At 67.1% G+C, this 13,202-nt stretch carries 12 protein-coding genes; 10 read left to right on the forward strand and 2 right to left on the reverse strand.

Annotated features, from left to right (window positions below):
* Positions 1-37: 37 nt before the first annotated feature.
* From ON04_RS10015 to ON04_RS10025, 3 genes are read left to right on the forward strand one after another with little or no spacing between them, the layout of a single operon-like run.
* Positions 38-1,234, forward strand: coding sequence for a cysteine desulfurase family protein (locus ON04_RS10015; protein WP_010541480.1), 1,197 nt, complete (start codon positions 38-40; stop codon positions 1,232-1,234).
* On the forward strand, positions 1,231-2,361 hold the full coding sequence (mnmA, locus tag ON04_RS10020; RefSeq protein WP_010541481.1) for a tRNA 2-thiouridine(34) synthase MnmA: 1,131 nt from the start codon (positions 1,231-1,233) through the stop codon (positions 2,359-2,361). The genes ON04_RS10015 and mnmA overlap by 4 nt, the downstream gene beginning before the upstream one ends.
* Positions 2,358-3,440 carry a uroporphyrinogen decarboxylase/cobalamine-independent methonine synthase family protein gene (locus ON04_RS10025; RefSeq protein WP_010541482.1) on the forward strand — a complete coding sequence of 361 codons (1,083 nt, stop codon included), beginning with the start codon at positions 2,358-2,360 and terminating at the stop codon, positions 3,438-3,440. Before mnmA ends, ON04_RS10025 begins: the two co-directional genes overlap by 4 nt.
* 10 nt (positions 3,441-3,450) lie before the next feature.
* On the opposite strand, the gene ON04_RS10030 is transcribed toward ON04_RS10025, so the two are convergent.
* A complete protein-coding gene (locus tag ON04_RS10030) occupies positions 3,451-4,146 on the reverse strand; it encodes an exonuclease domain-containing protein (RefSeq protein ID WP_029458184.1) in 696 nt (231 codons plus the stop codon).
* A 60-nt stretch (positions 4,147-4,206) separates the two neighbouring features.
* Here ON04_RS10030 and ligA point away from each other — a divergent pair, with 60 nt between their 5' ends.
* Together ligA and ON04_RS10040 are read left to right on the forward strand one after the other, a co-directional pair.
* Complete coding sequence (gene ligA / locus ON04_RS10035) at positions 4,207-6,381, forward strand: NAD-dependent DNA ligase LigA (RefSeq protein WP_010541484.1); 2,175 nt, start codon at positions 4,207-4,209, stop codon at positions 6,379-6,381.
* A gap of 21 nt (positions 6,382-6,402) precedes the next feature.
* The gene (locus ON04_RS10040; protein WP_158217835.1) at positions 6,403-6,789 is read left to right on the forward strand and encodes a hypothetical protein; all 387 of its coding nucleotides are present in this window, start codon (positions 6,403-6,405) and stop codon (positions 6,787-6,789) included.
* On the opposite strand, the gene ON04_RS10045 is transcribed toward ON04_RS10040, so the two are convergent.
* Positions 6,750-7,403, reverse strand: a complete 654-nt coding sequence (locus ON04_RS10045) for an ACT domain-containing protein (protein ID WP_010541485.1) — start codon at positions 7,401-7,403, stop codon at positions 6,750-6,752. The two genes, ON04_RS10040 and ON04_RS10045, sit on opposite strands and share 40 nt — an antisense overlap.
* A 77-nt stretch (positions 7,404-7,480) precedes the next feature.
* Here ON04_RS10045 and gatC point away from each other — a divergent pair, with 77 nt between their 5' ends.
* Genes gatC through gatB form a run of 5 tightly spaced genes read left to right on the forward strand, consistent with a single transcriptional unit; the run spans position 7,481 to position 13,185 of the window.
* Complete coding sequence (gene gatC / locus ON04_RS10050) at positions 7,481-7,780, forward strand: Asp-tRNA(Asn)/Glu-tRNA(Gln) amidotransferase subunit GatC (RefSeq protein ID WP_010541486.1); 300 nt, start codon at positions 7,481-7,483, stop codon at positions 7,778-7,780.
* Positions 7,777-9,231 (forward strand): Asp-tRNA(Asn)/Glu-tRNA(Gln) amidotransferase subunit GatA, encoded by a 1,455-nt coding sequence (gene gatA / locus ON04_RS10055; protein WP_010541487.1) that lies wholly within the window; start codon positions 7,777-7,779, stop codon positions 9,229-9,231. Before gatC ends, gatA begins: the two co-directional genes overlap by 4 nt.
* A complete protein-coding gene (locus ON04_RS10060) occupies positions 9,228-10,613 on the forward strand; it encodes a DHA2 family efflux MFS transporter permease subunit (RefSeq protein ID WP_010541488.1) in 1,386 nt (461 codons plus the stop codon). Before gatA ends, ON04_RS10060 begins: the two co-directional genes overlap by 4 nt.
* Positions 10,614-10,658: 45 nt before the next feature.
* Positions 10,659-11,693 carry an ATP-dependent 6-phosphofructokinase gene (locus tag ON04_RS10065; RefSeq protein ID WP_010541489.1) on the forward strand — a complete coding sequence of 345 codons (1,035 nt, stop codon included), beginning with the start codon at positions 10,659-10,661 and terminating at the stop codon, positions 11,691-11,693.
* Between the two features lie 10 nt (positions 11,694-11,703).
* Complete coding sequence (gene gatB, locus ON04_RS10070; protein WP_010541490.1) at positions 11,704-13,185, forward strand: Asp-tRNA(Asn)/Glu-tRNA(Gln) amidotransferase subunit GatB; 1,482 nt, start codon at positions 11,704-11,706, stop codon at positions 13,183-13,185.
* The last annotated feature ends 17 nt before the right edge of the window (positions 13,186-13,202 follow it).

The following is a 13,202-nucleotide window of genomic DNA, read 5'->3' on the forward strand; positions in this document are numbered from 1 at the left end:
GGGGTCCGGTGCGTTCGGGCGTATCGTTGCCTGCGATATGTCCACCACCCGTTTCGTGCACTACCTGGACCACGCCGCGACCACCCCGATGCGTCCGGTGGCCATAGCCGCCTACGCCGAGGCTGCGGCGACCGTCGGTAACGCGTCTTCCCTCCACGGTTCCGGCCGTCGCGCCCGCCGCCGCGTCGAGGAGGCTCGTGAGTCCCTCGCCCACCACCTGGGGTGCAGGCCCTCGGAAGTCGTGTTCACCTCAGGTGGCACCGAGTCCGACAACCTCGCGGTACTCGGGCAGGCCGCGGCCGCGACCGGTGACGTGGTGGCCGTGGGGGCCACAGAGCACCACTCGGTCCTCGACGCCGCGGCGCACCTCGCCACCGACCGGGGCGGGAACTACGACGTCCGGGTCCTGCCAGTCGACGCCCGTGGCGCCATTCGACCCGTAACCGTGGCGGACCTCGCATCCCAGGTCGGTCAGCGACTCGCCCTGGTCGCGACGATGCTGGGTAACAACGAGATCGGCACCATCACCGACGTCGCCGCGGTCGCGGCCCCTGCCCGAGCGGTCGGGGCGGCAGTGCACACCGACGCCGTCCAGGCCGTCGGCCACGTTCCGGTGAACTTCGAATCCCTCGGCGTGACGTCTCTCAGCCTGTCAGCCCACAAGTTCGGGGGCCCGCTGGGCGTGGGCGCACTTCTGCTCGACCGCGGTGCGGAGTGCCGGCCCGTCGGTTTCGGTGGTGGGCAAGAGCGCGACCTGCGCTCGGGCTCCGTCGACGTTCCCGGGGTGGTGGCGATGGCCGCCGCGCTCGACGAATCGGTGCGCGAGATGGAGGTTGAGGCCACCCGACTCGCAGCTTTACGGGAGCGGCTCGTCGAGGGTGTTCGCGCCGCGGTACCGGGGGTGATCACCAACGGCAGTGGCGATCGTCTGCCAGGGATCGCCAACCTCACCTTCCCGGGTTGCTCCGGTGAATCCCTGATTTTGCTCCTCGACGCCGCCGGTATCGAATGCTCCACCGGATCCGCCTGCACCGCCGGGGTCGCCGAGCCCAGCCATGTCCTCCTGGCAACCGGTGCCAACGAAGCATCCGCCCGCAGCAGTCTCAGGCTCAGCCTGGGGCACACCACCTCCGAGGATGACGTTGACGCCGCTATCGCCGCGCTCGGTCCCGCAGCCGACCGCGCCCGCGTCGCCGGACTCGGACTGACCCGTACCGAGGTGACCACGTCATGAGAGTTCTCGCCGCGATGAGCGGGGGAGTCGATTCCGCGGTGGCAGCCGCCCGTGCTGTCGCCGCCGGCCACGACGTGGTGGGGGTTCACCTGGCGCTCAGCGCCGACCCGGCCACACTTCGCACCGGCTCTCGAGGCTGTTGCTCGCGTGAGGACGCGGGCGACGCTCGCCGGGTCGCTGACCTGCTGGGCATCCCGTTCTACGTCTGGGACTTCGCCGAACGGTTCCGCGCGGACGTGATAGATGACTTCGTCGAGTCCTACGCCAGGGGAGAGACCCCTAACCCGTGCCTGCGCTGCAACGAACGCATCAAGTTCGAAGCTCTGCTCGAGCGAGGTATGGCACTCGGATTTGACGCTGTGGCCACCGGCCACTATGCCCGACTGTCGCATGAGGAGCTGCCCGACGGCACGACCCGACCTGTACTTCGCAGGGCTGTCGACAACGCCAAGGACCAGTCGTACGTCCTGGGTGTACTCACATCCAGGCAACTCGCGCACTCGATGTTTCCGTTGGGTGACACCCGCAAGTCCGAGATCCGCGCCGAGGCGGACGCGGCCGGCCTGCCCGTGGCGTCCAAGCCGGACAGTCACGACATCTGCTTCATCCCCTCTGGTGACACCCAGGCCTTCCTGGGTGCCCGGATCGGCCTGCGGCCGGGGGCGATGGTCGACGCCGACACGGGCGACGAACTCGGTCGCCACGAGGGTGTCCACGGCTTCACCGTCGGGCAGCGCAAAGGGCTAGGACTGGAGGGTCCTGCCTCGGATGGTCGACCCCGCTACGTCACCGCTATCGACGCGCACACCGGAACTGTCACCGTAGGCGGCGCGGATCATCTGCTCGCCGCGTCGATGACCGCCACCGCCCCGTACTGGCTCGTGGATGACGACATCCGGGAGACCGACTGCCTGGTGCAGATCCGCGCTCACGGGGAGGCCACCCCGGGCCACGTGCGTCGCATTGGTGACGGGTCCGAAGCCCGGCTCGAGATCACGCTCGATGAGCCCGTCCGCGGAGTGGCGCCCGGCCAGGCCGCAGTGCTCTACCGTCCCGAGACAGGGGGAGACCGCGTCCTGGGTAGCGGAACCATCTCGGTCGCCCGTCCTGCCACGGAGAATTCGTGAAGTCGGTGGCTCCGGCCAATACCGGACCCGGTCCGATGCCGGGTACCGATTCCAGGGAAGCCGCACGAATCGTCATGGGCGAATGTCACGCTCTACCGTTCCTCCCCGAACTTCCAGAGCGGGGCCCCGGCGGCGACCAGCAGGGACGCACACTGGCGATGCTCGCTGATCTTCCGGTGGACGTGTCACCGCGAGGCTGGCGACTAGCGGATTCACCCGGGCGGCTCGCGCGCCGCGCCGTCGATCTACTCGACAGGGACTGTGACGCACTCGAGGAGGCAGACGAGCAGGCCCGTGACCCGGAAGCCGAGCCGCCGTCATCCCAGCGGTTGCTCCAGGTCCGTGTGATGGGACCGTGGTCCCTGTCCGCGGGGTTCGAACTGCCCGGTGGGCTGCCCACTCTCACCGACCGCGGTGCTCGGCGCGATGTCGCGGAATCGCTGGCGCAGGGCGTCGCGTCCCGGGCTACCGAGCTTGCCGGTCGTCTGCGGGCCGGGACCAGGGTCATCCTGGATGAACCGATGCTGTGGCGTGTCGCGGCGGGCACGGTTCCCGCTCCCAGTCACTTCGATCCCGTTCGTGCCGTCCCCGCCGACCAGCTCGCGCTGGCGCTGTGTCGCTTCGGCGACGCCCTGCGAGCAGCCGGTGTCGACCACGTCCTGCTGCGGGTCCCCACCACCTCCGGGCCCGATGCCCCAGCGCTATTCACCTCTTTTTCCGAGCCTCCCCGCGGTGAAACCCCGCTCGACGGGCTCTGTCTGGCCGGCGAGATGCTGTATGCGGCACGATCCCATGAGGCGCTCGATGCCGCCGGGACCGTGTTGGGTGACGGCCGGCTCCTTCACTTGGAAGGCACCGCAGACACCGCGCGTGTACCTCATACCACCGCGGAGGCGGAGCAGGCGGCATACGACCTGCTCGGTTTGCTCGACAGGCTCGCAGCGCCGCGGTACGAGAGCCTGGGTCGACTCACCCTGAGCCCGACCGTCGAGCAGGTCACAGGTGGCGCGGCCGCCGCCGCGCGGGCACTGGCAGGTTCCCGGCTGGTCGCGGAAACCGCACTTCGAATTGCCGAGTAGCCGGTCTGTGCTACAGCGTGGCCATGGGCCACATCGTGTTGACGCTCGAGGCATCCTTGCCTGTGCGCTCGAGGTACGCCGAGAAGTCGCGCTGACGGATCTCGTGCCACGATGCCTGCTGCGCGTTGACGTCTCGCCAGTCAGCAGTGGCGATCTCCGTGACAGTGCCGAGCATCTTCCACGCCAGACGTGCCGCGGCCAGAGCATCCGCCTCGGCCTCGTGAGCATTACCCAGATCGACCCCGTGGACCTCGCAGAGCGCCTCGAGGGTGCGTTTGCCCTTCCGGTACGGATCAGTGGCTCGGTCCACCACGAAGGGGTCCACCACCGGGCCGAGAATCTCGAACGACGGGTCCCATTTGCGCAGGATTGTCAGATCGAAGCAGGCGTTGAACACGACCAGCGCCCGGCCCTCGCTCCAGCCCTGCCGGATACCGGCGATCGTCTCAGCCACCACCTCGGCGTGTGGCTGGCCGTGCTCGCGAGCTCGAGCAGTGGTGATTCCGTGCACCGCTGTGGCACCCGCCGGGATCTCCACGCCGGGATCAGCTAACCAGGTCCGTTCTCGTTTCTCCGGGCCGTCGATGGCAATGAGTGCCGACGTGACGACGTGGGCGGTGCGTGGATCAGGGCCGGTCGTCTCGAGGTCGAACGCGAGCAGCCGGTTGCGGTTGATGGTCACGGGATTCTGGATGTCAGTTGTCATGGGCATCACGGTAGGGCAGTGGTCCGACAATCCAGACCGACTCGCTATTACTCTGGCCACGTGAGCCACGCCAATGACACCACCGAACCCGTCGGCACCGGAGATATACCGCCGGACGTACGTCAGGCATGGACCGAACTGGCGGAGACCGTCCGAGACCACCAGTTCCGCTACTACGTCAGAGACGCGCCGATCGTCTCCGACGCGGAATTCGACGCCTTGTTTGCTGAGCTGCAGGCGCTGGAGGAGAAGCACCCGGGCCTGCGGACCGCAGACTCGCCAACCCAGTTGGTGGGCGGCGGCTTCTCCACCGACTTCGCTCCGGTCGAGCACCTGGAGCGCATGACGAGTCTGGACAACGTCTTCTCCGAAGACGAGCTGCGAGACTGGGTCGCCTCGGCGGTGGAGCAGGCTCACGTGCCAGAGGACGAATTGCAGTTCCTGTGTGAGGTCAAGATCGACGGCGTGGCCCTGGACCTCGTGTATCGCGACGGTCGACTGATCAGTGCCGCCACCCGCGGTGACGGACGTACGGGTGAGGATGTGACCTTGAACGCGCGGACTATCGAGGACATCCCCGTCACGTTGACTTCATCGCCGGATCGTCCGGTACCCAGCCTGCTCGAGGTGCGCGGTGAGGTCTTCTTCCGGCTCGAGGACTTCGCGGAGCTGAACGCGCGGCTGGTCGCCGACGGCAAAGCGCCGTTCGCCAACCCGCGCAACAGTGCGGCAGGTTCTCTTCGCCAGAAAAATCCGGCGATCACCGCGCAGCGCCGCCTGGGGATGTACTGCCACGGACTCGGGGCGGTGGAGGGGGCCACCTTCGAAAGCCTGCACGACGTCTATCTCGCGCTCACTGAATGGGGTCTGCCGGTCTCGCCGCATACGGCTCCGGCGACTGGTGTCGAGGACGTTGTGGAGCGGATGCGGTACTGGGGAGAGCACCGCAGCGACCCCGAACACGAGATCGACGGCCTCGTGGTGAAAATCGACGACCGACGGATCCAGCGCCGTCTCGGCCAGACTTCCCGGGCCCCCCGATGGGCGATCGCCTACAAATATCCTCCGGAAGAGGTGATGACCACTCTGCTCGACATCCGGGTGTCGGTTGGTCGCACCGGCCGCGTCACGCCGTTCGCGCACATGGAGCCGGTGCTGGTGGCCGGGTCCACTGTTTCTCTGGCGACCCTGCACAACCAGACCGAGGTCGTGCGCAAGGGTGTCCTGATCGGCGACACCGTGGTGATCCGCAAGGCCGGTGACGTGATCCCGGAAGTCCTGGGCCCGGTTGTCGACCGGCGTGACGGGACGGAGCGCGCCTTCGTCTTTCCCGAGCGGTGTCCCGAGTGCGATACCGTCCTGGCCCCGGCCAAGGAAGGCGACGCGGACTGGCGGTGCCCCAATCAGAGATCCTGTCCCGCGCAGTTGAGGGAGCGGTTGTTCCACCTAGCCTCACGCAATGCCCTCGACATCGAGGCGTTGGGGTACGAGGGCGCCAGCGATCTGCTCTCCAGTGGAGTGCTGGAGAACGAGGCGGGACTGTTCGACCTCGCGGAACCCGATCTGCTCCGGACCAGCCTGTACACCCGGGTCGACAAAGCCACCCGCAAGCAGGTCGCCGACGGCGCCGAGCCCGAGCGCACCGTTCTCACTGAGAACGGTCGCAAGCTGCTAACTAACCTCGCCGCGGCCAGGGAACGCCCGCTGTGGCGGGTCCTGGTCGCACTGTCGATCCGTCACGTCGGGCCCACTGCGGCGCGGGCGCTGGCGACGCGCTTCGGGTCGATGGAGTCGATCCGGTCGGCGTCGGAGGAGGACCTGGCCGAGACAGACGGCGTCGGTGGGACCATCGCCGCGTCGGTTGTTGAGTGGTTCGCCGAAGACTGGCATCGCGAGATCGTGGACCGGTGGACGGCTTCCGGCGTTTCTATGGCAGACGAGCGCGACGAGTCTGTGCCGCTCACGCTGGAAGGCCTCACGATCGTCGCAACAGGCTCCCTGGAGGGCTTCACACGCGATGGCATCAAGGAGGCGATCATCTCCCGCGGCGGTAAAGCCTCCGGTTCGGTGTCCAAGAAGACCGACTACGTGGTGGTGGGTGATAACCCGGGTTCAAAAGCCACCAAAGCTGAGGAGCTCGGACTGACGATCCTCGACGAAGCCGGGTTCGTCGAGCTCCTGGAGAACGGGCCGACAGGAGACGGGGATGCTGACACGGCCGCGGGCGGAAGCTGACCGGTGCCGCCGGTGACGTCCATGGTGCAGTTCCCCTGGCCCCTGATCCTGGCAGGGGGCATCGGTCTGGCGCTCGCGGTCGGGGTCTCCCTCCGCGGACTGCGGAGGGCAGGACTGCGGGGCGTCCTCACGACGACGGTCTACGCCATTGTGGGGGCTTCCGGCGGAGCGTTCGTGGCTCTGATATGGCTGTGGGTTGTCCCGATGTCGAACCGGGCCGCTTGCCTCTACACATGTGCCGAGAAACAGTTCCTGTCGAACGAGCAGCTACGGCAGATCGTTCGCACGAGACGTCTGGCGTGGATCCTGCCGGTAACAGCGCTGCTTTCCGGGATCGTCGCCGTGTGGTCGTGGAAGCGTCGAGCGAATCAACTGGCATGGAGAGAGCGCAGGATCCCCGTGAGATAACCCAGCCGGGCGATCTCGGACGGCCGGAACGAGGGGCCCCCCGGACGGCCCACGACGAGGATGTGGCCCGAGGTCAATGGCGCCGCCGCGAGGGCGGTGTCCATGGCGGTCCACTCCGCTGGCACGTCGTCGTCGTCGTCCAGTTCGATGACCCGGTCCAAGTCGCGAAGGACGGGCACGTCGTCGTTCTCCCACATAGGCGCTGACTCACCACGCGCGACCAGTCGACAACCCGCGTCCCCGGTCACCTCCACCACCAGCGCCCAGCCCACACGCAGCGCGGCGGGGAGTTCGTCGGCAAGCATCTGGGCACCCCTGGCACCAGCGCCCGCGACCGCGTCGATCAGCTCGAGTTCCCGATGTGCATCGAGGATTCCGCCGAACGGGCGCAATGAGTCGACGACGACCCCATCGAGCTGCTCGGCGGCCGTGATGAGCGTGTCCGGGAACGTGCCGTGGGGGACCTCCACCACGATGTCGTCCACGGCGACGCCGTCGAAACGATCGACCACGTCGAGGCTGACGATATCCGCACCGACGGTTCCCAGCGAGACCGCGAGATGACCCAGGCTGCCCGGTCGGTCGGGCAGGATCACACGGAGCAGATAGGACATGCAGCCCATTGTGCCGCACGGAACCGGGCTGACTAGGCTGGGCCGGTACTGACCACGCCACGGAAAGGGGCAGGCCCGTGACCTCGATCTCACGCGGGGACGTCGCGCATCTCGCCAGGCTCTCACGTCTGGATCTGAGCGACGCCGAGCTTGATTCGTTCGCGCGACAGCTCACCGACATCCTCGACCACGTGCAGGCCGTGTCTGAGGTCGCCGCGGACGACGTGCCGGCGATGAGCCACCCCACCGCGATCACCAACGTGTACCGCGAGGACGTGATTACCCCGGGGCTGACCCCCGAGCAGGCGCTCGACCAGGCCCCGGCCTCAGCGCAGCAGCGCTTCGAGGTTCCGCAGATCCTCGGGGAGGACGCATGACCGAGCTCACCACCGCCACCGCCGCTGAGTTGGCGGGCCGGATCGCCGCGCGGGAGGTGTCCTCGGAGGAGGTGACCCGCGCGCATCTGGATCGGATCGGTCAGGTCGACGCCGAGATCAACGCCTTCCTGCACGTGGGCGCAGACGCGGCACTCGAGGCCGCCCGGGCCGTCGATGCTCGTCTGGCCGCCGGCGATGAACTCGGCCCCCTTGCCGGGGTCCCCGTTGCCCTCAAAGATGTCTTCACCACCACCGACGCGCCCACCACATGCGCCTCGAAGATGCTCGAGGGTTACATGTCGCCGTACGACGCGACGGTGACGACCCGCCTGCGCGAGGCCGGCATCCCGATCCTCGGTAAGACCAACCTCGACGAGTTCGCGATGGGTTCCTCCACAGAGAACTCGGCGTACGGGCCCACCCGTAACCCATGGGACCTCTCCCGCACCCCCGGCGGCTCGGGCGGCGGTTCGGCTGCGGCCCTGGCCTCCAACCAGGCTCCGATGGCCGTGGGCACCGACACCGGCGGATCGATCCGCCAGCCGGCCGCACTCACTGCAACGGTTGGCGTCAAGCCCACCTACGGCACGGTCTCGCGCCACGGCCTCGTCGCCTCGGCGTCGTCCCTCGACCAGGGGGGCCCGTGCGGCCGGACGGTTGAGGACACCGCGCTTCTGCACCAGGTGATCGCCGGCCACGACCCCCGGGACTCGACCAGCCTGAACGTACCGATCCCGGACATGGTCGCGGCGGCTCGCGAGGGCGCCCGCGGCGACCTGAAGGGCGTCCGCGTGGGCGTCGTCCGTGAGCTGGCCGGCGAGGGATATCAGTCCGGCGTGGAAGCGTCTTTCCAGGCCGCCGTCGAGGCACTTCGAAGCCTCGGCGCAGAGGTAATGGAGGTCTCGTGCCCCAATTTCCGACACGCGCTGTCGGCCTATTACCTGATCCTTCCGTCCGAGGTCTCCAGTAACCTCGCGCGCTTCGACGCCATGCGTTATGGCCTGCGCACCGGTGAGGGTTCCGCAGACCAGGTGATGGCGGCCAGCCGGGCGGCCGGGCTCGGCCCGGAGGTCAAGCGTCGAATCATGTTGGGGACGTACGCCCTGTCCGCCGGCTACTACGACGCCTACTACGGCCAGGCGCAGAAGGTTCGCACACTGATCTCGCGCGACTTCGACGCGGCCTACGAGAAGGTCGACGTCTTGGTCTCGCCCACCACGCCCACCACCGCGTTCCCACTGGGGGACAAGGTGGAGGACCCGGTGGCGATGTACCAGTTCGACCTGTGCACGCTGCCGTTGAATCTCGCCGGGCACTGCGGGATGTCCGTCCCGACCGGACTGGTCGACGGTCTGCCTGCCGGGATGCAGATCATGGCGCCGGCGCTCGCGGACGAGCGTCTGTATCGGGTCGGCGCGGCCTACGAGGCCCAGAGGGGCGCGATCGCGTGACAGTGGTCCCCGAGCGGGATGCGTGGAAGGCTCTCGCCGCGCTCGTCATCGGGTTCTTCATGATCCTCGTGGATCAGACGATCGTCGCGGTGGCTACCGAGGCGTTTGTCACGCAACTGGGTGCCACCACCAACCAGGTGATCTGGGTGACCAGCGCTTACCTGTTGGCGTATGTGGTGCCGCTGCTGTTCACGGGCCGTCTTGGTGATCAGATCGGACCGCGCACGGTGGCGATCGCCGGCCTCGTGGTCTTCACCGCAGCGTCGCTGTGGTGTGGCCTCGCCCCGGACATTGAGACCCTCATCCTGGCCCGCGTCTTCCAGGGGATCGGCGCCGCGCTGCTGACTCCTCAGTCACTTAGCGTGATCACCCGGGTGTTCGCACCGCAGCGCCGGGGAGCAGCCATGGGTGCATGGGGCGCCGTCGCGGGCATTGCCTCGGTGGTCGGCCCGGTACTCGGTGGCGTCCTCATCGACGCGTTCAACTGGCGATGGATCTTCTTCGTCAACATCCCGTTCGGAATCGTCGCAGTAGTGCTGGTCTGGTTGTGGGTGCCGCCGATGGCGACCCGCAACCGCAGTTACGACGTCCCCGGCATCGTGCTCTCGGCCGCCGGCATGTTCCTGCTCGTGTACGGCATCCAGGAAGGCGAATCGCACGGTTGGGGTGCCAGTACGCTCGTGCTGATCGCCTCCGGCATGGTCGCGATCGTCTTGTTCCTATGGTGGCAGTCCCGGGTGCGTACAGAGCCGCTCGTGCCGCTCCGGCTGTTCCGCGACAGGAACTTCTCCATCGGCAACTTCGGCGTCTCGACGATCGGGTTCGTCACCGCTGGCACGATGGTCCCGCTGATGTTCTACCTCCAGGGTGTCAAAGAGTTGTCACCCACCTCCGCAGGCCTCATGCTGCTGCCGATGGCGATAATCGCCGGGTTCCTCGCGCCGATGGTGGGACGTCTAGCAGACCGTCTGGATCCGCGGATTTTCACCGGAATCGGGTACTTCTCCTACGCGGTCTCGCTGTTCTGGCTGGCGCTGGTGATGGACTCTCAGACGTCCATTCCGGTGCTGCTGGGGCCGATCGCCTTGATGGGTGTGGCCAACGGCTGCGTGTGGGCCCCCACGTCGTCAACGGCGATGCGGCGTCTCGAGCTCGCCTCCGCAGGCGCCGGCTCCGGGGTGTACAACACGACCCGCCAGGTGGGCGCCGTCCTGGGTTCCGCTGCCATCGGCGCGTTGATGCAGGCCAGACTTGTCGCCCATGGAGACGTCGGACAGGCCGTGGCGGACTCGATGTTCCTCCCCGCGGTAGTCGTCCTGTTGGGCGGGCTCGCCACAATGGCGTTCCGAACCGATCAATCGTCGAAGAGCCCGGCGCCGTGAACCCGTTGCGCCCCTAGACTGCGGGGAAACCGAGAGGAGCTCCACGTGCGTATAGGCGTGCTCACCGCCGGCGGCGACTGTCCCGGACTCAACGCGGTCATCCGTGCCCTCGTCCGGACCGCCAATTCCGAGTATGACTCGCCGGTCCTGGGTTTCCAGGACGGTTGGGCGGGTCTGGTCTACGACCGGGCGGTGCCACTGTTCGACGACGAGGAGATCGACCGCATCCTGTTGCGCGGTGGGACGATCCTCGGAACCGGCCGACTGAATCCCGACATCTTGCGATCGAGTCTGCCGGAGATTCGCGAGACCATCGAACGACATGCCCTGGACGCACTGGTGGCGATCGGCGGTGACGGGACGTTGAAGGCGGCCCGCTGGTTGACCGAGAACGGTGTCCCCGTGGTGGGCGTACCCAAAACGATCGACAACGACGTTTCAGGCACCGACTACACGTTCGGCTTCGACACGGCGGTCTCGATCGCCTCCGACGCGATCGACCGCCTGCACACCACGGCGGAATCCCACGAGCGCGTGATGCTGGTGGAGGTGATGGGGCGGCATGCGGGCTGGATCGCCCTGCATGCGGGGCTCGCCTCGGGTGCGCACATGATCGTGATCCCGGAACAGCCGTTCGATATCGACTACGTGTGCAAGGTCATGAAGCGCAGGTTCCAGATGGGGGAGGCCTACGGGATCTGTGTGGTCGCCGAGGGGGCCACCCCCGCCGATGGTTCGGGGATGACGCTCCGCGAGGGCGGCACTGACCAGTTCGGACACGAGATATTCACCGGGGTGGCCGATCAGATGGCCAGGGCGATCGAGGAGCGGATGAACCGCGACGTTCGGACCACGGTGCTCGGGCACATCCAACGCGGCGGCACGCCCACCGCCTACGACCGTGTCCTGGCCACCCGGTTTGGCGTACAGGCGGCGCATGCCGTGCACCGCAGGGATTTCGGTCAGATCGTCGCTCTACGCGGGGAGTCGATCGAGATGGTGCCGGTAGAGGACGCGGTAGCGGTGCTCAAAACCGTTCCCGAGGACCGCTACCGCGAGGCCACACACCTCTTCGGCTAGATTGTTGCGCATGGAGTTCAACGAGGTCGTGTCACGTTTCGATCCCGTCATGGGTATGGAGGTGCACGTCGAACTGCACACCGCCACCAAGATGTTCTGTGGGTGTCCGACCACGTTCGGTGCGGACCCCAATACCCAGGTGTGTCCGGTGTGCATCGGCTTGCCCGGGGCGTTGCCCGTGGTAAACCGCCAGGCGGTGGAGTGGGCCATGAAGATCGGGCTGGCGCTGAACTGCTCGATAGCGCCGTACAGCCGATTCGCGCGGAAGAACTACTTCTATCCGGACCAGCCGAAGAACTATCAGATCTCGCAATACGACGAGCCGATCGCCCACGACGGGTTCCTGGACGTCGAGCTGGAGGACGGCTCCACGTGGCGTGTGGACATCGAGCGCGCCCACATGGAGGAGGACACGGGTAAGTCGACCCACATGGGTTCGGCATCCGGCCGGATCCACGGTGCGACGCACTCGCTGCTCGACTTCAATCGAGCTGGCGTGCCCTTGATTGAGATCGTTTCCAAGCCGATCGTCGGAGCCGGAGAACGGGCGCCCGAGATCGCCCGGGCGTACGTGAGCGCCCTGCGTGATCTACTCAGGAGTCTCGATGTCTCCGATGTGCGCATGGACCAGGGATCGATGCGCTGTGACGCCAACGTCTCACTTATGCCTAAGGGAACCACCGAATTCGGGACCCGCACGGAGACGAAGAACGTCAATTCACTGCGCAGTGTCGAGATCGCCGTCCGCTACGAGATGTGCCGCCAGGCCGACGTGCTCACCGAGGGGGGCGAGGTCGTATTGGAAACCCGCCACTTCCAGGAGGGCGACGGCACCACCACATCCGGCCGTCCCAAAGAATCCGCAGAGGATTACCGCTACTTCCCGGAGCCTGATCTCGCGCCGGTGGAGCCCACCGAGGAGCTCATCGAGGAGATCCGGGCGGCGCTGCCCGAGCTACCCTGGGTACGCAGAGCGCGGGTCCAGGCCGATTGGGGCGTTTCCGACGAGGAAATGCGTGACCTGATCAACGCCGGTGCCCTGGACCTGATCCTCGCGACCGTCGACGCCGGTGCGTCGCCGACCGAGGCCCGCTCCTGGTGGGTGTCGTACCTGTCGCAGCAGGCCAACAAGCGTGGCGTCGAACTGACGGAGCTGGCGATCACGCCGACCCAGGTGTCCCAGGTGATCGAGCTCGTCGCCGAGGGCAAGCTCACCAACAAGCTCGCGCGCCAGGTCGTGGACGCGGTGCTCGACGGTGCGGGCGAGCCGGATCAGGTCGTGGCGGACAAGGGCCTCGAGGTGGTCCGTGACGATTCGGCGCTGCAGAAAGCGGTGGACGATGCTCTTGCTGCACAGCCGGACATCGCGGAGAAGATCCGCTCGGGCAAGGTTCAGGCAGCCGGCGCGATTGTCGGCGCCGTCATGAAGGCAACCCGTGGCCAGGCCGACCCGGCCCGCGTGAAGGAACTGGTTATCGCCGCTTGTATCTGAGAACACTCACGCACCGC

Origin of the sequence: Dietzia alimentaria 72, from assembly GCF_000226215.1 — a bacterium.
In the GTDB taxonomy this organism is placed as follows: Bacteria; Actinomycetota; Actinomycetes; order Mycobacteriales; family Mycobacteriaceae; genus Dietzia; species Dietzia alimentaria.

What these genes read in the sequence shown, in the direction of transcription:
- ON04_RS10015 (WP_010541480.1), top strand. Translation starts at nt 38, where the DNA reads ATGTCCACCACCCGTTTCGTGCACTACCTGGACCACGCCGCGACCACC.
- ON04_RS10045 (WP_010541485.1), bottom strand. Translation starts at nt 7,403, where the DNA reads ATGTCCTATCTGCTCCGTGTGATCCTGCCCGACCGACCGGGCAGCCTG.
- ON04_RS10040 (WP_158217835.1), top strand. Translation starts at nt 6,403, where the DNA reads ATGGTGCAGTTCCCCTGGCCCCTGATCCTGGCAGGGGGCATCGGTCTG.
- mnmA (WP_010541481.1), top strand. Translation starts at nt 1,231, where the DNA reads ATGAGAGTTCTCGCCGCGATGAGCGGGGGAGTCGATTCCGCGGTGGCA.
- ON04_RS10030 (WP_029458184.1), bottom strand. Translation starts at nt 4,146, where the DNA reads ATGACAACTGACATCCAGAATCCCGTGACCATCAACCGCAACCGGCTG.
- gatB (WP_010541490.1), top strand. Translation starts at nt 11,704, where the DNA reads ATGGAGTTCAACGAGGTCGTGTCACGTTTCGATCCCGTCATGGGTATG.
- gatA (WP_010541487.1), top strand. Translation starts at nt 7,777, where the DNA reads ATGACCGAGCTCACCACCGCCACCGCCGCTGAGTTGGCGGGCCGGATC.